Genomic DNA, 19,461 nt, shown 5'->3' on the forward strand with positions numbered 1-19,461 from the left:
TAGTCTTATTTTCTAAATAATATGCAGCACTAAAACGTGATCAATCGCACGCTTTACTCACCAGACACCGAAGCGAATGTCTACGCTTAACTGACGACCGGGCAATAGCCTTAATCTTTCAACGTCCATCGGAGGTCTTTCTCATTATGCTCAACCAGAAACTACCCCACGCCCCTTCAGAAGAAATGACGATCGATATCGATCTGCTTTATGAAATGGATCCGTGCGAGTTAAAGCTGGATGAAATGATTGAGGCAGAGCCAGAGCCGGAGATGATTGCAGGGTTACCCGCGTCAGATGCGTTAACCCCGGCCGATCGTTACCTCGAGCTGTTTGAACACGTCCAGTCATCCAAACTATTCGCTGATAGCAAAACCTTCCCTGATTGTGCGCCCAAAATGGACCCACTGGACATTTTGATCCGCTATCGCAAAGTTAAACGCCACCGCGACTTTGATCTGCGACGTTTCGTCGAGAACCATTTCTGGCTACCGGAAACGCCCTCCAGTGAATATGTGTCCGATCCGGCAAGCTCGCTGAAAGAGCATATCGATCAACTGTGGCCTGTGCTGACGCGCGAGCCGCAGGATCACATTCCCTGGTCCTCGCTGCTGGCGTTACCGCAATCATATATTGTGCCCGGCGGACGTTTTAGCGAAACCTACTACTGGGATTCCTACTTTACCATGCTGGGTCTGGCAGAGAGCGGTCGCGAAGACCTGCTGAAATGTATGGCGGATAACTTTGCCTGGATGATTGAAAACTATGGCCACATCCCCAACGGTAACCGTACTTACTATCTAAGCCGTTCGCAGCCGCCGGTCTTTGCGCTGATGGTGGAACTGTTTGAAGAGGATGGCGTACGCGGCGCACGTCGTTACCTTGAACATCTGAAAATGGAATACGCATTCTGGATGGATGGCGCCGATTCCCTGGTGCTCAACCAGGCCTACCGTCACGTGATCAGAATGTCGGACGGCTCTCTGCTCAACCGCTATTGGGACGATCGTGATACGCCGCGTGATGAATCATGGCTTGAAGACGTCGAGACCGCCAAGCATTCGGGTCGTCCACCCAATGAGGTGTATCGGGATTTGCGCGCGGGCGCGGCCTCCGGCTGGGATTATTCCTCGCGCTGGCTACGCGATGCAGGCCGCCTTGCCAGCATACGCACCACGCAGTTCATCCCGATTGATCTGAACGCCTTCCTCTACAAGCTGGAAAGCACTATCGCCAATATTTCCGCGCTGAAAGGCGACAAAGAAACGGAAGCGCAGTTTCGCCAGAAAGCCAGTGACCGTCGCGATGCGGTAAACCGCTATCTGTGGGACGATGAAAACGGCTGCTATCGCGATTACGACTGGCGGCGCGAACAAATGGCCCTGTTCTCTGCCGCCAGTATTGTGCCGCTATATGTCGGTATGGCAACACATGAACAAGCCGACCGGCTTGCTAACGCGGTTCGCAGTCGCCTGCTCACGCCCGGTGGGATTTTAGCAACCGAGCATGAAACGGGTGAACAGTGGGATAAACCGAACGGCTGGGCGCCGCTGCAGTGGATGGCGATCCAGGGCTTCAAACTGTACGGTGACGACCATCTCGGGGATGAAATCGCCCGTAACTGGTTGAAAACGGTGAATCTATTTTATCAGGAACACCACAAGCTTATCGAAAAATACCACATAGCCGACGCAGCGCCGCGCGAAGGCGGCGGCGGGGAATATCCGTTGCAGGACGGCTTTGGCTGGACCAATGGCGTGGTGCGCCGACTCATCGGTTTGTATGGCGAACCCTAGCGGCTGACGGTCTGAGTCATCAGGATGTCAGTTAATCGCATCGTACAACTCGGCGTGAATTTTCTGCCATTTCTTGTTCTCAGGGCTTGGCTGGGCGCGAACACGCAGCTCGGCCTGCTCAAGATCATATTGCTGACGCGCAACGACCGCAGGCACGGAACAAAAACTTTGCAGATAACTTTTATGCAGCGATGTGAGTGACGCCCCATTCGACATCGCATGGCTGAGCGTAGTCATAAACTGTCGGCATGGTTTGCTTTCATCCATCTGCGAAGGGTAACGCAGCAGCAGTCTCAACACCTCGGTATTGCCCGCTGAGAACGCCTGCTCCGTCCACGCCAGCTTCCAGTCCATCCCACCCTGCAGGAACAGTGACGTCACGCGGGTGTCATTGCGATCGATAGCCGCCCGCATGTTAAAGGCATCCCAGGTGATACCCATTCGGGTCACCGCCTCCCGTGCGCTGGGGGCGTCACGTCGCGGTTCCTCCTGCACAATTTCAACGGATTGTCCGGATGACGCCTGTGGCGCTGGCGAAGTGAATAACCAGAACGCACCCAGCGAAATCGCCAGCACCATCACGCCGACTGCTACCCACAACATGCCGGAAATCAGCTGTTCACGTTCTTCCGCCGAACGTTTGGCTCGCTTCTCCGGCGGATCAATACTGTCTGCGATTTCATGCTTATCGCCTCCCGCTTGCTCGTCTTTTTGCTTTGCCGTTTCCCAAAACTGGCGGACCATGGACTCATCAGATTCCAGATACGACGCAGGATTAATGCGCGTACGTCGTTCTTCAAACGCCCGTTGCACAGGATGAGTTATCTGCCGGTACTGGTAGTCCAGCAACAGCAATTGTACTGAGGTTAGCGGTTGTTGCGCGATAACACAGTTACGAGCCAGGCGGCAATCATCCAAAAACATGCGTAGCGTGATGCGCGGCTCAACAAACGACATCAGCACCGAGGTATCGTTAAAAATCTGTGTAAAGTGGCGAACAAATAATTTCTTATCGACGACCATCAGTGCCAGCTCGCTAAACATCATACCGTCCAGCGCATCTCGTCCTTCGCCCAACTTTAGCCAGCGACGCAGACGTTCACCGCCAAAGTGCTGTTTCAGAAAGCTGTTGAGAGGATGTTGATCCGGCCATACCCGCGCAATCAGGGATTTGAGGGTTAATTCTATTGCGCGAAGTTGACGCTGTGCCCGCATCTGAGCATCCGGCTCTACAGGTGTAATTTCGGTTTGATACTTCAGGATGGGCTGTTGCTGGCGTAATTGTTCCAGAGAGGCCACAAAGCGCAGCGCTGAAATCAGCTGGTTTTCACTGACGTCCTGGCCATTTTCATATTGGGGTACACTCTGTTGAAGATGGCGTAGCCGCAGAGTGAACTGGCTCAATTGCGCATCATTCATCTGCAACCGTCTGGCGACAGCCCCCCAACCGCCCAGATTCAGTCGTGCCTGATCCAGTTGTTCGAGAAACCACCGAGGGTCTTTGCCTTCTGTGACATGTACGCCTAACAGCAGTAATATTTCTATCGACGCCTGACGGATAATCCCCAGACAATGTTCAAAGGGTGTACATGTCGCTTGTAACGCGCTATTGGTCATCATCTTCCCTAAAAGGACCCAAAACGTGCGGCCTCATCATGGTATGTAATTATCTTTTTTAAACGCAACGTTGTGCCGATGTAGACTAAAACACATTCATATAGCAAATAAATAAGTTTTACAGTGACTTCCGCACAATCATTGAAAATTATTCTGGAGATAAGCCTGTGCCTGTATTGCAAACATCACGTCTGCTCTGCCGCCCACTGACAGAAAATGACTGGACGTTCTTCTTAACGCTACAGCAGAATCCAGATGTGATGCGCTTTGTCGCTGACACGCGTACTGAAGAGGAGATACGGACAGCCTTCAACTCCCGCCTGCCTGAATGGTCTCCCGGCAGCCCGCACTGGCTATGTCTGGTCCTGTGCGATAAGGCATCGGGAGCACCGCTTGGAGTGACTGGATATATTCATGAAAACAATGAATGTGCCGAGGTCGGTTTTCTGCTCGCCCCTGAAGCGCAGGGGAAAGGTTATGGTACTGAATCTCTGCATGCAGTTTGCGATTTTGCATTTACCACCGGAGGGCTACGCCGGCTTACGGCTTGCGTCACCGCAGGAAGCGAAGCCTCACGGCGTCTGTTGGAAAAGGTCGGGTTCATTCACGAAGGCACGCTGCGGGAAAGCTACTGGTTGCATCAAACCTGGAATGATGACTGGATTTTCGGCCTGTTAAAACACGACTATCAGCCACCCGCAGCATAAGACGTTTTGCTGAAAAAACTGGCTGTATGACAACTGGCGTAACGGAGGCGGTTTCTTAAAATAGGTCTCTTTGTACAGAGATGAATATGCCACTCCATTCAACGTATTTCACGCCCGCCTGTGTTGCATTTATTAAACAATGGCAAGGCCTGTCACTGGAAAAGTATCAGGACAAAAATGGTGTCTGGGTGATTGGCTACGGGCACGAAATCACATCCGATGAAAGCTTTCCTGCGCCTGTTTCGGTAACGCAGGCAGAAACACTACTGCTCGCGGATCTGGAAATCTGCGAGGAATTCATACACCAGAAAATGCCGCAAATAAAAGAAAGGTTTCAACAGGAAGCGTTAATTGCGTGGATGCTCAGCGTGGGGATAAGCCGGTTTTGTGCTGCAGAATTCTGCTCGGGGGTTATTTCACAGCCAGAAACGTTCTGACTGTGAAATATTCGCCCGTTAAATTGCGTCGTTTAACATCATTGCCGCCTGCGTACGGTTTTTTACCTCGAGGCGCTGATACAGCGATTCAAGATGGGCTTTGACCGTTCCGGTGCTGATATTTAACAATCGACCAATTTGTTTATTTGATTCTCCGGCGGCAAGCATAGTCAGAATCTCTCGCTGACGCGCACTAAGCGATCTGATATTTTGCCCGCTGCTCTCGGGGGTTGTCATACAATCTCTGGGGATAAATACCATTCCCATCGCAATGCTATTGAGAGCCAGCGTGAAGGTTTCCGCGTCAGAGTCGCGTGGAACAATGGCCAGCACATTCAATTGCGTAACCTCATGCAGCCATTTTTTACGGCAGTCCGTTGCTGTTACCAGCACTTTTACTGTCGAAAAGCGTTGCGCTATCTGCTGTAGCAAGTTACGGCAGAACTCGGCGTCCTGGTCGCCATCCAGCATTATCAGTGCATCAGGGGTGTCTTCCAGTTTCTGCCAAAGGTCATCTGCCTGACTGACACCCTGAACATCCACTCCTGGAATACGCTCTTGTAAACTTACATTCATTCCATGAATAAATATCGACTGCCTGTCAAACATTATTACCTGCATTACTTATCTCCGTCTGAATAAGATACTAGCCTTAACACGCGGAAGGGTATTACCCGAGGGGTAAAATAAGAAGTCACCATTTGGCGGGGGCCATTTTACCGATAGACGGAGAAGAAAAAAGTAGAAATCAAAAATAGTTACAGCTCAAACCGAATAATCACACAAAGGGACAAAAGTGGCGCTAAACATTAAGGAAATCCTTAATATCCAATGCTCAAAATCAGCTTATTAATATTAATTTTTTGGAGTCTATATTTTCTAATAAAAATAAGGAACTCACAGTAACAGACAAATATGTTACAAAATAAAATGTCGCATCAATTGATCATCACCTGTGGTTTCCCCAGGCAGTATTGCTGTATCAATCGACACTAAAGGTTGCGGGCGATTGCATCACTCCGATCAGATCTTCAAGTGGAACGGGTCTGCATAAATAATACCCTTGTAAAAAATCACAGCGTTTCATGCGCAGATAATCGGCCTGAACCTGAGTCTCAACGCCCTCGGCAATCATTCGCAGACCCATCTTCTGCGCCAGCTCAATAAGCGTATCGACAATGCGGGTATCGCCCCCCTCACCAATCTGGCTGACAAACAGTTTATCTATCTTAATAAACTCCGGTTCCAGCGCGTGGAGGTAACACAGATTCGAGTATCCCGTCCCGAAATCATCTAACGCTACGGCGATATTGGATTTTCTCAACGCGGCAAACCACTCGCTTAGCTGAGGGGTAAAGTGCAGAGGGCGTCTTTCGGTAATTTCGATAACCAGTTGAACCTGAACCGGGGCAAGCTTTTGCATGAGCGCCACGACGTCCGACTCAAAGCGCGGATCGAGGCAGTTTTCGGGGCTCAGATTTAGGTTAAGGTAAAGTCCATTTGGGAAAAGGGGGAGCCGCGACTGCAGGTCGGCAATGACTTGCTGAATAAGTTGATGCGTCAGCGAGGCGATAAGACCATGCTCTTCCGCAAGGGGAATAAATATATCAGGGGGAATAGCGCCATACTCGGGATGCGTCCACCTGGCGAGTACCTCAATACCTGCAATTTCACCCGTCTGGCTGTTAAAAATGGGTTGATACACCGGTTGGAACTGCCGTTGAAGAATGGCTGCATTCAACGTTTTTACCGGTGCACAGGTGAGGAAACGGGCCAGTAATTCGCTGGCGTCAGAGAATAATATCGGGAGTTGCCTGGTTGTGGTAATCATCACGAGCCTCAAGCGTGCGGCGGCCTATTGAGGGCAACCGCACAGCAATCATCAGAACCTGACCCAATCGCCCTGGCCGTTATTGGTATCTATCGAACAATAACGCTATTTAGCGAAAATACATTGAAAATAAAAAGTAAATATAACGATAAAAAAAGCCCCTCGCACTGCATGCTCAGGGCAAATACCTGGGTTGACATCACTCACTCAGGTTATCTATTTTCTCCCTTTTTTTGACAGCATGAGTTGGGAGTTCGCTCACTTTGTAATAAACGGGAATGACATCAGGATAATTGATGACATAACCCTGACCTCTTATATTAAGGATAAAATCCCTGGGTAACCCCAGCAGGCCAAGTTTATTATTAAGATTGTGCAGGACTTGCCATAATCTTTGCGCAGAGGGGCTCAGATTATGCGCTTCCCAGATTTTCTCAAATAATTCTTCTTTCGGTACCGGCTGGCTCCTGGCATTTATTAATAAATACAGGAAAAGCCTGAGCATTGTTTCATTAAAGTAAATTGACGCAAAAACGATGTTTTTCTCGGTATGGCTACCAGTAAGCCGATACAGTCGGCGATTAGAAATGTCAAAATGAATTTCAGCACCAATCATAAATCCATATAGACGATAGCCCATATCTTATACCCACGTTAAATGAAGACGAACATGCACCTCTACATATAAGCGTTGAGATAATCCATACCGTTTGTATGGTGGATTATATGACTGCTATAAATGCTTTCCAATCTTCATCCCAATCTACTATGAGGAAGCGGTCGTTTAGTATTCGTTTATGGTAGATTTGAGGTTATAAATGAAATTCACGATTTATTATTCTTCCTATGCGAAATTTTTAGCACATAGGCCATGTTTTCACATACGCGATCGAACGCTCAATTTTTAATGTCGAATTTTTAACATTTTAAAGAATTAAATTCTGAATCCGTGGGGGATGCGGAAGTGATCATGGTTTCTTCTGAGACAAATCCGCTGTCGAAGAAAAATGAGTTATCAGAAAGTTTATCCCGGATTTCTTTCGGCACCGCGATCGCTGAATTAGATTGCAGATAATGCCGGTAAACGCCACTAGCTATATTTTTACCTGGAGTGGCGCACCGGTTTTCTATTGCTCAAAAGCTGAATAAGATACGAGCGATTTACAGGAACATTCCGCCCGATACTTCGATACGCTGCGCTGTCATCCAGGCCAGCTCATCGCTGAGCAACGCGGCAATCGCGTCGCCAATATCATCCGGCAAGCCCGCGCGTCCCAGCGCCGTTTGCGATGCCACATATGCATTCAGCTCTTTATTATCCCGCAGTCGACCGCCGCCAAAATCGGTTTCAATCGCCCCAGGCGCGATGATATTTACTGAAATACCCCGCTCTCCCAGTTCTTTCGCCTGATAACGCGTCAGTACTTCCATCGCCCCTTTCATTGAGGCATAGGCGGCATACCCTGGCAGTGCAAAACGCGCCAGTCCCGATGAAACATTCAGGATCCTGCCGCCATTCTGGATCAACGGCAACAGACGTTGGGTCAGGAAGAAGGGGCCCTTAAAGTGAATGTTCACTAATTGATCAAACATCGCTTCGGAGGTATCGGCAAAAGCGCCATACAGACCAATTCCGGCATTGTTCACTAAATAATCAAACGCCTCACGATTCCACATGCTTTTCAGCTGCGCTTGCACCTCATGGGTAAAGGACTCAAAGCCAGCCACATCGCTGACATTCAGTTGTATTGCCGCAGCTTTTCTGCCTTTTTGCTCAATTTCAGCAACCACATCCAGCGCCGCCTGCTGCTGGCTGTTGTAGGTAAAGATAATGTCCGTTCCTCTGTCAGCCAGCTTAAGTGCGGCGTTTTTACCGAGCCCACGACTACCACCAGTCACTAATGCGATACGTTGCGTCATAAGAAACCTCATTTCCGACGTTGTGATGATTGAGATAAAGCTTATTAGGTGATAGAAAAACAATAAATGTCGTCTGTTGCGCATTACTGTTTCATTTGGAACAACAATAGGGCATAAGAATGGATAAAATTCACGCAATGCAGTTGTTCATCCGCGTCGCAGAACTGGAGAGCTTTTCGCGTGCGGCAGACACCCTTGGTCTTCCTAAAGGTAGCGTATCTCGCCAAATCCAGGCCCTGGAAAATCATCTGGGCACGCAGTTGTTGCACCGCACTACCCGCCGCGTTCAGCTTACACAAGACGGTATGATCTATTACGAACGCGCAAAAGATTTGTTGAGCAATCTGGATGAGCTGGATGGACTATTTCATCACGATCCGTCCAGCATCAGCGGCAAGCTGCGCGTCGATATGCCGGTTGGCGTGGCGAGAAATCTGGTGATGCCCCGCTTACCCACTTTCTTGCATCAGTATCCCGGCCTTGAGCTCGAACTCAGCAGCAGCGACCGCCTGGTGGATCTGGTCCGCGAAGGTTTCGACTGTGTGGTACGCGTAGGCACGCTGAAAGATTCAGGGCTGATTGCGCGCCCACTGGGGAAACTCACGCAGATTAACTGCGCCAGCCCGCAGTACCTCGCCCGCTTTGGTTATCCGGAAAGCCTGGAGGATTTAGCTTCACATGCAGTGGTGCACTACTCGGTCAATTTGGGAACGCGTGCGCAAGGCTTCGAAGTGGCGACAGAAAACGGCACGCAATGGGTTAAAACCGGCGGCATGCTAACGGTAAACAGTACCGAAACCTATCACGCGGCATGCCTTGCCGGTCTGGGCATTATTCAGGTACCGCGCGTTGGCGTGCGTGATGCCCTGCGCGCCGGTACGCTGGTCGAAGTGTTGCCGCAATATCGCGCCGAGCCAATGCCGGTCTCTTTGCTTTATCCGCATCGACGCAACCTCTCTCGCCGGGTACATCTGTTTATGGAATGGCTGACTGGCGTGATGAAAGACTATGTGGACTGACAAGCTATACTGTCCTGAGAATGAACAGAACAAGGATTATTGCCCTGATGACGCAGGAAAAAGAGATTAAACGCCCCATTCAGGAACTTGAGCACGCCCCCATCCTAAAAATTGAGCCCCTGGAGCAGGAAAATACAGAAACCAATGGTAAGACCAACCAGGCGTTGAAAACTGCCCTGACCTTCGCTGAAAAAGTTCAACGCCAGCCCATGATTGCCCATCTGATTCGGGCTGCGGAGCGGTTTAACGATCGCATGGGAAATCAGTTTGGTGCCGCGATTACCTACTTCTCGTTTCTGTCGATGATCCCGATCCTGATGGTGTCGTTTGCCGCCGCGGGTTTTATTCTCGCTTCGCATCCTACGCTGTTACAGGATATCTTCGGCAAAATTCTGCTCAACGTCAGCGATCCGACGCTCGCCTCTACGCTGAAAAACACCATTAATACTGCCGTACAGCAACGTACCACCGTCGGTCTGGTGGGGCTTGGCATCGCGCTCTATTCCGGCATTAACTGGATGGGAAACCTGCGCGAAGCAATTCGTGCCCAGTCGCGGGATGTCTGGGAGCGTACCCCGCAGGATCAGGAAAAAATTTGGGTCAAATATCTGCGTGATTTTATCTCATTGATTGGCTTACTGATTGCGCTGATTGTTACTCTGTCCATTACCTCCATTGCCGGCTCCGCCCAGCAGATGATTATCTCTGCGTTGTATCTCGACGGTATCGAATGGCTGAAGCCCGCCTGGCGGCTGATCGGCCTGACCATCTCTATTTTCGCCAACTACTTGCTGTTCTTCTGGATTTTCTGGCGGCTACCGCGTCACCGACCGCGTAAAAAAGCGCTCATACGCGGCACATTTATCGCGGCTCTGGGGTTTGAAGTCATCAAAATGATCATGACATATACCCTGCCGTCACTGGTGCAATCGCCGTCAGGCGCGGCGTTTGGTTCCGTGCTTGGATTGATGGCGTTCTTCTACTTCTTCGCTCGTCTGACTCTGTTTTGCGCTGCCTGGATTGCCACGGCGGAATACAAAGACGACCCGCGTATGCCGGGGAAAACGCAGTAGCCACCGCCGGATTAGTTGTTAATTGCCGGATGGCGACGCACGCGTCTTATCCGGCCTACGGGTGAGTTTTGTAGGCCGGATAAGCGCAGCGCCATCCGGCAATTATAATGCCGCCCAATCTCACCGATTTAGTGAATAAATCCAACCCGTAACTTTTATTTAACCAAAAACCAGTTTTATCATCTAAGTTTTAAATTATGTGAAGCATTTCATGGAAGTGAAATCTCGAGCCTAAAAATTATCCCCTTTTTGCTCTATTTTTGACCGCTATCAAAGTTTGTTACAGATTGAAATATCTCTTTTGCTGTGCGTAATATGGCCTCTCGTTCGGCCAAAAATAAGAAAATATTATGCAAGCAACAGCCACAACACTCGACAACGAACAGGAACACACCCCGGTCAACTCGCGCAATAAAGTCGTCGTCGCCTCGCTCATTGGCACCGCCATTGAGTTCTTCGACTTCTATATTTACGCCACCGCCGCGGTGATCGTGTTCCCGCACATCTTCTTCCCGCAGGGGGATCCGACTGCCGCGACGCTACAGTCCCTGGCGACTTTTGCTATCGCCTTTGTGGCACGACCGATCGGTTCTGCTGTATTCGGGCATTTCGGCGATCGCGTCGGCCGTAAAGTCACGCTGGTTGCCTCACTGCTCACCATGGGGATTTCGACGGTCGTCATTGGTCTGCTGCCGGGCTATGAAACGATCGGCATTTTCGCCCCACTGCTGCTGGCGCTGGCGCGTTTTGGCCAGGGGTTAGGTCTGGGCGGTGAATGGGGCGGTGCTGCGCTGCTGGCAACGGAAAACGCACCACCGCGCAAACGCGCTCTGTACGGATCATTTCCGCAGTTGGGCGCGCCTATTGGCTTCTTCTTCGCCAATGGTACCTTTCTGCTGCTCTCCTGGCTGCTGACCGACGAGCAGTTCATGAGCTGGGGTTGGCGCGTACCGTTCATCTTCTCTGCGGTACTGGTGATTATCGGTCTGTACGTTCGCGTTTCGCTGCATGAATCCCCGGTCTTCGCCAAAGTAGCCGCGGCGAAAAAGCAGGTGAAAATCCCGCTGGGTACTCTGCTGACCAAACATGTTCGCGTGACGATCCTCGGCACGTTCATCATGCTGGCGACCTATACGCTGTTCTATATCATGACCGTCTATTCGATGACGTTCAGCACCGCAGCCGCGCCTGTAGGACTTGGCCTGCCGCGGAATGAAGTGTTGTGGATGCTGATGATGGCGGTGATTGGCTTTGGCGTCATGGTACCGGTGGCGGGCCTGCTGGCCGACGCATTTGGTCGTCGCAAGAGCATGCTCATCATCACCACGCTCATCATTCTGTTTGCGCTGTTTGCCTTTAAACCACTGCTCGGCTCTGGCAATCCGGTGCTGGTTTTCGCCTTCCTGTTGCTGGGCTTAAGCCTGATGGGACTGACATTTGGTCCGATGGGCGCGCTGCTGCCGGAGCTGTTCCCGACTGAAGTGCGCTATACGGGAGCGTCGTTCTCGTACAACGTTTCGTCGATTCTTGGTGCTTCCGTTGCCCCTTACATTGCCGCATGGCTGCAGGCGAATTACGGCCTGGCGGCGGTCGGTACGTATCTGGCATCAATGGCGGCGTTAACGTTAATTGCGCTGCTGTTAACCCATGAGACACGGCATCAATCGCTGTAATTTGATTGCCTGATGGCGCTATGCTTATCAGGCCTACAGACTGCAATCCCCCGTAGGCCGGATAAGGTGTTTACACCTCATCCGGCGCTCTCATCACTTCTTCATCTGCGACAGGATTGTCCGGCACTGATTAGCATCCCCTTCAGAAGGTGAAATCAGCGCCAGCAGGGCTGCCGCTGGCGTCACCAGCGTTGCCAGCGCAGCAGCAACCGCACCGCGCGCAATTAGCGGTCCGGCCTTCACGCCTGCCTGCGGATTCTTAAAGGTACCGCGAACATACAACGGCGAACGCAGAGTAATAATACGAATCCCTTTGCTCTCCGGATCGATGGTTAAATCCAGTTGCTCCGACGCAAAACTTGCCGTACCGGTGACATTAATGACTGCGTTTTCTGTATCAAAAGCAAAAATCTGCGGACGCGCCACGCCGTTAACAATATCCAGATTCGCCGCCGCGCAGTTCACCCGCACTTCGTCATCGCCAAATATCTGCCCGACAAGATAGTTCCCCAGATTCAAGCCCACAATTTCCATCAGATTCCGGCTGATCAAACCGTCATTCATCAGCAGTTTCAGGTTGCCATTGCTGTTACCCAACAGCGCCGCCACCGAGTTTCCGCTCCCACTAAACCTGGCGTCACCGTTCATTTCACCAAGGGTTTTTTGCATCAGTTCCACATCCGGCATCAGCGCTTTAAGCTTCAGGCGGCGAGCCTGGATATCCGCCTGCCCCCGCATCGGCTTTTTATCCCCTTCCAGATGGATGCTGGAAACAATGCTGCCTCCCGCAAGACCAAATTTCAGCGGTTGCAGACGCAGGTCGGCATTTTTCAGGATGATATGAGTGGAGAGATCGCTGATCGGCAGACTACTGCCATGCTCAATACGCCGTCCTTTGAAACGCACGTCAGCGTCCATTACGTTCCATTTGTCTGTTTCAAAACGGTCATACGGCAACACCTTGTCCGCAGGCTGAACGCTCTTCTCACCTTTGCGCTGTTCAGATTGTTTTGCCCGTTCCGCCCCTTTGCCTGAATCCACCCCGATCAGCGGCCCCAAATCGGCCAGCCTCAGCTGGCGTGATTCCACATCGCCCTTCAGCATGGGTCGCGGCTTGCCGGTGGTGTAGGCCAGCGTTCCGTGAATATCGCTGTCGCCAATGCGGCCATTGAAATCGCGATAATCAAAAACAGAGGATTTTTCCGGGTCAATTTTCGCTACCAGACGTCCGTCGGTTTCAAACGGCGGCGTATCCGGGAGCAGCACGCCGGTCAAATCGTATAAATCCCCTAGCGAATCTCCCGAGAATTTAAGTCGCAGATCCGCCCCGCCCATGTTCATCGGATCGTTTATCGTGCCGATAAACGCTACGCGCGTATTGCCCGAACGGAAATCAGCCTGAATCGGGAAAGGCGTATCTTCACCACGCAGCGCCAGCATTCCGCCAATTTTTCCGCTACCGCTTAGCGGTTCGCCGTTATATCGCCCTTGCACTTTCAGACCAAACACGTAGTCCTCGACGCGGGCGTTGCTCTCTTTACCTTTTGCGCCGGTCACTTCGCTAAAGGGCAACGGTTTGCCAAGCGGATCGACCAGGATCTCAATCTCCGACTTCGTCACCTTATCGTTAATGGCGATGCGTCCCTGGTCAAACAGAATGTTATCCAGCCGGAACGACCACGCGGATGGCGGCGCATTAGAATCGCGGTTTTCGTCCCCAGCTAAGTTAAAGGTCCAGTTATTGTTTTTCTCCGACAGGCGGATCAGCCGCGCATCGGGTTTGACCAGCTTGACCCACGGGAGCCAGACGTTTTTTGTCAGCAGTGCCAGTGGGGCGAGCGTAGCTTCAACACGCGGGAGATGCACCATGGTAACGTCAGGAATGTCTGGCGGGTTGCCGAGGATGATATCTTCAGCATGAACATGCGGCCACGGAACCCAGCTACGCCAGCCGGTTTCCTGCTTCTGGCGTTCCCAAACCACGCCCAGGTCACCCCGTATAGCAAAGGGCCGGTTGAGTTCTGTAGAGACTTTCTGGTTGATGGTCGGTTTGAGCCGGTTCCAGTCAAATGTCGCAATCACAATGATGAGTACGACGATCAACAACAAGAAAACCCCTATTACTGAAGTGGTTATTTTACCTGTTTTCGTCATGTCTAACCTCTCTACTTCCTTCCTTGCCTGTCCTAAAGATAGTCCAGCAGGATGAAAAGGAGGTGTGCTACGTCCTCATCAAAGCGACAGGATCACCTCTTCAAGCGTGTCCAGAGGCACTGGACGAGAGAGAAAATAGCCTTGTGCGGCAAAAGCCGGTGAGTTTTGCACATCGCGCCACTCTTCCAGCGTTTCAACGCCTTCGACAATCACACCGCGGCAATAGCGGTTCATCAGCTGTAATAGTAGTGTGAAGAGATTACGTCCCTCCGGCGTCTTGCGCAGCATGACGAACAGGTCTCGCGCCACTTTGATATAGTCATAATTCACTTCACTAAGCGCCGAGAAGTTCGCCATTCCGGTACCAAAATCATCCAGCCAGAGCGGGCCAAACTCGCACATTGAGGCGAAGGACGACCCCTTCGGTAAGCGGATATGTTCCACTAGCTCAAAACGCAGCCACGGCAGGCCTTCAATGATTTTCAGGATTTCGGGATCCTGGCGCATCGCTATGAGCGTTGGTCCGTCGACGTTCACGGAAGCCAGTAGGTTGTTGGCTCTGAAAAAGTCCCCTTTCAGCTCAAGTTGAAGAAGTTGCTCTATCACCACATCAACACGATGTCGGACGGTTACTTCGGCAAAATAGCGGTCTGGCGCAATACGTTGGGATGGATTATCAGGATGGCTCACGACAGTCAGCAGTTCAACGGCCATCAGTCGTCCGTTGGTCTGGTAAATTGGCTGGTAGGTGTAAGCACGCTCGCACTGCAGCCAATAGCGTCTCTCCTGCAAGTTTTCAATACTCGCATCGAGCGTAATGAGCTGCTGGGTAACCTGCTTTATCATCTGAGATGTCCTGTAAATAAGAGTGTGACTGACCGGACTCGTCAAAGGTTATCGGCGCTCAGACGCAGAACTTTACGTTCAGCTGTGCGCAAAAATAAAAACTAAGCGGCAAAAACAACGCAGAACACGTGCTGGCTCAAAAAAATAATGGAACGTTGTTTTAATATAGTTGACCACTTAACACCCACAGCGCACACTAACGCTAATTTTTTTCAGAGCAGGTTACGACTATGTCCAGAAAGATTGCCGTGATTGGCGAATGCATGATTGAGCTGTCACAGAAAGGCGCTGACGTTCAGCGCGGATTCGGTGGCGACACGTTGAATACATCCGTTTATATCGCCCGTCAGGTCGATGCTACGGCACTTTCCGTACACTATGTGACTGCACTGGGTACCGACAGTTTTAGCCAACAAATGCTGGAGTCCTGGCAGGGTGAAAACGTGGATACCTCATTAACCCAGCGCATGGAAAACCGCCTGCCGGGTCTCTACTACATTGAGACCGACAGCACTGGCGAGCGCACCTTCTATTACTGGCGTAATGAAGCCGCCGCAAAATTCTGGCTGGAGAGCGAGCAGTCTGCCGCGATTTGCGAAGAGCTGGCGACATTTGATTACTTGTATCTGAGCGGAATCAGCCTGGCGATTTTAAGTCCGGCAAGTCGTGACAAGCTGCTGTCGTTGCTGCGTGAATGCCGTGCCAACGGTGGAAAGGTCATTTTTGATAATAACTACCGCCCACGTCTGTGGAGCAGCAAAGAAGAAACCCAGCAGGTGTATCAGCAGATGCTGGAATGCACCAATATCGCATTCCTGACGCTGGACGATGAAGACGCGCTGTGGGGTGAAAAACCCGTTGCTGAGGTGATTGCCCGTACTCACGCAGCTGGTGTACAGGAAGTGGTTGTGAAGCGTGGCGCAGACTCTTGCCTGGTTTCCATCGCGGGCGAAGCGCTCATCGACGTTCCGGCCGTTAAATTGCCGAAAGAGAAGGTGATCGATACCACTGCGGCCGGAGACTCCTTCAGCGCCGGATATCTGGCGGTACGTCTGACCGGTGGCGATGCTGCTGAGGCCGCAAAACGCGGCCACCTGACAGCAAGCACCGTGATTCAGCATCGCGGGGCGATTATCCCACGCGACGCTATGCCGCAATAACGTCGATTATCCGGTCTGCATACCGTAGGCCGGGCAAGCGAAGCGCCCCCGGCATCTCCAATGCCGGATGGCGGCGTAACCGTCTTATCCGGCCTACAGGTTATTGTACCGGCGGGATATCCGTCACTTCAGGGTGTGATTCATCCGTTTCAACAGATGTTGCCGCTGCGGTAACGGGCGCCATAATGCTATCCCACGTCGCCTGCAGATCCTTCATATTGAATTCAGGTTCACCCTTCGGTTGCAGCAGAATTAACGCCATATCTTGCGACAGCTGCTGTCGCAGGTCCTGATTCAGCATCTCAACACTCAGGCTGTTGAGGAAGCTCTGGCGTAAACGCTGATACTGTTCAGGCGCAATATCCACCACCTGATTTTGCAGCGAGCGCAAACGCTGGCTGATCAAAATATCGGTATCAGTACGACCATAGGTGGCAAACAGCTTCTGCAGTTCCAGATTCTTTTGCGCGACCAGCGCATTGAACTCTTCTTCCGGAAGTCCCTTATCACGCACTTTCGCCAGCTCACGCGCAACCGTACCCAGATTGGCGTTCAGCTTATCGTTTGGCGACTCAACGTTAATCGCACACTGCGCGCGCAGGAACAGCACCCGGCAGTCAAATCCGAGGCCAATGTCTTTGGCATTGTTTTTGGTTAGCTCTTGCTGAATGTGCCAGAACAGCGCCTCACGAGCTAAATCAGCGCGCCAGTAACGTAACAACGCGGCAGATTCACGGATCGGTTGCCACGGCGTATCCCACATAATAGACAGGCGATCCTGGCGTACCGCATCGGTCATAATGCTTACGGCTTCTGCTCGCAGCGGAGAGAGCGTAGGTACCGGTGCAGGCGTTTCGCGTTTTCCTTTTAACTCGCCAAAGGTTTTATTGATTTGCTCAGCTACGCTGCGTGCATCAACGTTACCGACGATGATCAGCGTCATCGCGTCCGGGGTATACCATTTCTGGTAGAAAGACTGAATTTTCGCCGCATCTACAGGCGTTTTCAGCGGATCGGCGGGATCGTGCCCCAGCAGGGTCGATCCCTTCAGACGGTAACGCCACCACCCTTCTTTGGTATCTGACGGCCAGGTTGCAACCATATCTTCGCTGCTCAGCGCATGATTGACCGTTTCAGAGGTGATGCTCAGATTGCCGGAGATATTCGCCAGGTAAGAAAGTGACTCTTTCAGTAGATCGTTACGGCTGTTTGGCAGACTGAGGTTGTACAAGGTGGAATCATAGGAAACGATAACCGGCGGCATGGGACGTTTGGGATCGAACCCCTGCTGCCACAATGAACGGGCTTGCGTGGCATCGAGGCCACCGCTTTGCGTCAGCGCGATACGTGGGATCGCATGGCTGAAACCACTCTGTTGCGTATTTTCGGTGAGTGAACCGGTATTAACCAGCAGGCGGACCTCAATACGGTCGCTGGGGCGCTGGGGAGTGGCTAACACTTGCCACTGTAGACCATTTGCCAGCGTGCCCTGTTGCCACGCCGGGTCAGGCTGGAGCGCATCTGCCTGCACATAGCTGGCAGTGGCCATCATCAGCAAGCCGCCCGCTAAAAGTCGAATTTTTGTGCCCTGCATGTGAACCCCTGATCAACTATCCTGGAAATAAAAAGACAGCCCTCGAAAGGACTCTCTGAATATGACGTTAAAAACACTTCGTGTTAGACCGCGAGAACATAAAAATGTCACGGAAGAAGTGAAAAAATCCCGAGCCGACGAATCGACGGTTTCAGGCACAGGGGGTAATTATGCGCAAACGCCCGCAGTCCTGGAAGGGACTACGGGCATAAGTGGAGAGATTAAGAGGATATTTCGTGCGATTTGCCATCCGGCGCACGATTATTCAGCACATCGTCCAGCTTTTTATGGTCCAGTTCTTTGACCCATTTAGCGACGACGACAGTTGCCACACCGTTACCGACCAGGTTAGTCAGCGCACGTGCTTCAGACATAAAGCGGTCAATACCAAGAATCAGTGCCAGACCAGCAACCGGCAAGTGACCCACCGCAGAGATCGTCGCGGCCAGAACAATAAAGCCACTCCCGGTCACACCCGCTGCACCTTTTGAGGAGAGCAGGAGCACCACCAACAGGGTTATCTGATGGAAGATATCCATATGGCTGTTGGTTGCCTGAGCGATAAACACCGCCGCCATCGTCAGATAGATTGATGTCCCATCAAGGTTAAACGAGTAGCCCGTGGGTATAACCAATCCGACAACTGACTTCCGACAGCCCAGTTTCTCCATTTTATCGAGCATACGCGGCAGCGCGGATTCAGAAGAAGACGTACCCAGTACGATCAGCAGTTCTTCACGGATATAGCGGATGAATTTGAAAATGCTGAAGCCGGTTGCGCGAGCAATGGAGCCCAGAACCACAACCACAAACAGAATACAGGTGATGTAGAAGCAGATTATCAGCTGACCCAGTTGCACCAGCGTTCCGACGCCATATTTACCGATGGTAAAGGCCATGGCCCCGAAAGCACCGATCGGCGCCAGGCGCATGATCATATTGATGATGCCGAAAATAACCTGCGAGAAGCTTTCAATCACGTTGAAAATCATCTGGCCTTTGCTGCCCAGACGGTGCAGCGCAAAACCAAACATTACCGCAAACAGTAATACCTGCAGGATGTTACCGCTGGCGAACGCGCCAATGACGCTACCCGGGATAATATCCATCAGGAAGCCTACGATCCCCTGGTCTTTTGCCTGTTCAGCGTAAATGGCAACCGCTTTAGCGTCCAGCGTCGCCGGATCGACGTTCATTCCGGCACCGGGTTGCACCACGTTAACGATGATAAGGCCGATGATCAGCGCAATCGTACTGACAATTTCAAAATAGAGCAGTGCAACCGCACCGGTGCGGCCTACTGCTTTCATACTTTCCATGCCTGCAATGCCGGTCACGACAGTACAGAAGATGACAGGTGCGATGACCATCTTGATGAGCTTAACGAAAGCATCACCAAGCGGCTTCATTTGGGCGCCTAATTCAGGGTAGTAATGGCCAAGGAGAATACCAATGGCAATTGCTGTCAGGACCTGAAAGTAAAGGCTTTTGAATATAGAGGTCTTCATAGGGTGTCCTTAAAGTAAAAACCACAGGTCTTGTAAGGTTTTGTTTAACCTGCGGCCTTAAAGTAACACCCACTCAACATGACAGAAATGCACCTGGATCATAATTGATACAAAAATGTTAAAAAT

At 51.4% G+C, this 19,461-nt stretch carries 16 protein-coding genes; 7 read left to right on the plus strand and 9 right to left on the minus strand.

Annotated features, from left to right (window positions below; all coding sequences use genetic code 11):
- Positions 1-146: 146 nt before the first annotated feature.
- Entirely contained in the window at positions 147-1,796 is a 1,650-nt protein-coding gene (locus OGV89_RS01950; protein ID WP_003837772.1) for an alpha,alpha-trehalase, read from the plus strand.
- A 27-nt stretch (positions 1,797-1,823) separates the two neighbouring features.
- On the opposite strand, the gene OGV89_RS01955 is transcribed toward OGV89_RS01950, so the two are convergent.
- The gene (locus OGV89_RS01955) at positions 1,824-3,413 is read right to left on the minus strand and encodes an STY4199 family HEPN domain-containing protein (protein ID WP_003846146.1); all 1,590 of its coding nucleotides are present in this window, start codon (positions 3,411-3,413) and stop codon (positions 1,824-1,826) included.
- 167 nt (positions 3,414-3,580) lie between these two features.
- On the opposite strand from OGV89_RS01955, the gene OGV89_RS01960 reads away from it, so the two are divergent.
- Together OGV89_RS01960 and OGV89_RS01965 are read left to right on the plus strand one after the other, a co-directional pair.
- On the plus strand, positions 3,581-4,120 hold the full coding sequence (locus OGV89_RS01960) for a GNAT family N-acetyltransferase (protein WP_286558068.1): 540 nt from the start codon (positions 3,581-3,583) through the stop codon (positions 4,118-4,120).
- Between the two features lie 86 nt (positions 4,121-4,206).
- Entirely contained in the window at positions 4,207-4,557 is a 351-nt protein-coding gene (locus OGV89_RS01965; protein ID WP_016151134.1) for a glycoside hydrolase family protein, read from the plus strand.
- A gap of 18 nt (positions 4,558-4,575) precedes the next feature.
- On the opposite strand, the gene OGV89_RS01970 is transcribed toward OGV89_RS01965, so the two are convergent.
- The 4 genes from OGV89_RS01970 to OGV89_RS01985 all read right to left on the minus strand — a co-directional run bounded on the left by OGV89_RS01970 (position 4,576) and on the right by OGV89_RS01985 (position 8,308).
- A complete protein-coding gene (locus tag OGV89_RS01970; RefSeq protein WP_044700371.1) occupies positions 4,576-5,178 on the minus strand; it encodes a response regulator transcription factor in 603 nt (200 codons plus the stop codon).
- A 361-nt stretch (positions 5,179-5,539) separates the two neighbouring features.
- A complete protein-coding gene (locus OGV89_RS01975; RefSeq protein WP_286558071.1) occupies positions 5,540-6,388 on the minus strand; it encodes an EAL domain-containing protein in 849 nt (282 codons plus the stop codon).
- 199 nt (positions 6,389-6,587) lie between these two features.
- Positions 6,588-7,028: a winged helix-turn-helix domain-containing protein gene (locus OGV89_RS01980; protein ID WP_032937221.1), complete on the minus strand. Its 441-nt coding sequence runs from the start codon at positions 7,026-7,028 to the stop codon at positions 6,588-6,590.
- A gap of 521 nt (positions 7,029-7,549) precedes the next feature.
- On the minus strand, positions 7,550-8,308 hold the full coding sequence (locus OGV89_RS01985) for an SDR family NAD(P)-dependent oxidoreductase (RefSeq protein ID WP_003023319.1): 759 nt from the start codon (positions 8,306-8,308) through the stop codon (positions 7,550-7,552).
- Between the two features lie 119 nt (positions 8,309-8,427).
- Here OGV89_RS01985 and OGV89_RS01990 point away from each other — a divergent pair, with 119 nt between their 5' ends.
- The 3 genes from OGV89_RS01990 (at position 8,428) to OGV89_RS02000 (ending at position 12,073) form a co-directional block, all read left to right on the plus strand.
- Positions 8,428-9,327: a LysR family transcriptional regulator gene (locus tag OGV89_RS01990; RefSeq protein WP_003837759.1), complete on the plus strand. Its 900-nt coding sequence runs from the start codon at positions 8,428-8,430 to the stop codon at positions 9,325-9,327.
- 47 nt (positions 9,328-9,374) lie between these two features.
- Positions 9,375-10,400: an inner membrane protein YhjD gene (gene yhjD, locus OGV89_RS01995; protein WP_016151136.1), complete on the plus strand. Its 1,026-nt coding sequence runs from the start codon at positions 9,375-9,377 to the stop codon at positions 10,398-10,400.
- A 350-nt stretch (positions 10,401-10,750) separates the two neighbouring features.
- Entirely contained in the window at positions 10,751-12,073 is a 1,323-nt protein-coding gene (locus OGV89_RS02000; RefSeq protein WP_003023312.1) for an MFS transporter, read from the plus strand.
- A 93-nt stretch (positions 12,074-12,166) separates the two neighbouring features.
- Here the strand turns inward: OGV89_RS02000 and OGV89_RS02005 are convergent, their stop codons facing one another.
- The gene (locus OGV89_RS02005; protein WP_044700379.1) at positions 12,167-14,227 is read right to left on the minus strand and encodes an AsmA family protein; all 2,061 of its coding nucleotides are present in this window, start codon (positions 14,225-14,227) and stop codon (positions 12,167-12,169) included.
- A 78-nt stretch (positions 14,228-14,305) separates the two neighbouring features.
- A complete protein-coding gene (gene pdeH / locus OGV89_RS02010; protein ID WP_003023308.1) occupies positions 14,306-15,073 on the minus strand; it encodes a cyclic-guanylate-specific phosphodiesterase in 768 nt (255 codons plus the stop codon).
- Positions 15,074-15,303: 230 nt separating this feature from the next.
- On the opposite strand from pdeH, the gene kdgK reads away from it, so the two are divergent.
- Complete coding sequence (kdgK, locus tag OGV89_RS02015; protein WP_016151138.1) at positions 15,304-16,233, plus strand: 2-dehydro-3-deoxygluconokinase; 930 nt, start codon at positions 15,304-15,306, stop codon at positions 16,231-16,233.
- 100 nt (positions 16,234-16,333) lie between these two features.
- On the opposite strand, the gene OGV89_RS02020 is transcribed toward kdgK, so the two are convergent.
- Both OGV89_RS02020 and dctA read right to left on the minus strand, forming a co-directional pair.
- Positions 16,334-17,827: a M16 family metallopeptidase gene (locus tag OGV89_RS02020; protein ID WP_032937215.1), complete on the minus strand. Its 1,494-nt coding sequence runs from the start codon at positions 17,825-17,827 to the stop codon at positions 16,334-16,336.
- Between the two features lie 221 nt (positions 17,828-18,048).
- Entirely contained in the window at positions 18,049-19,335 is a 1,287-nt protein-coding gene (dctA, locus tag OGV89_RS02025; protein WP_032950477.1) for a C4-dicarboxylate transporter DctC, read from the minus strand.
- Between the last annotated feature and the right edge of the window lie 126 nt (positions 19,336-19,461).

The organism is Citrobacter sp. Cf125 (assembly GCF_030333935.1).
Lineage (GTDB): Bacteria > Pseudomonadota > Gammaproteobacteria > Enterobacterales > Enterobacteriaceae > Citrobacter > Citrobacter freundii.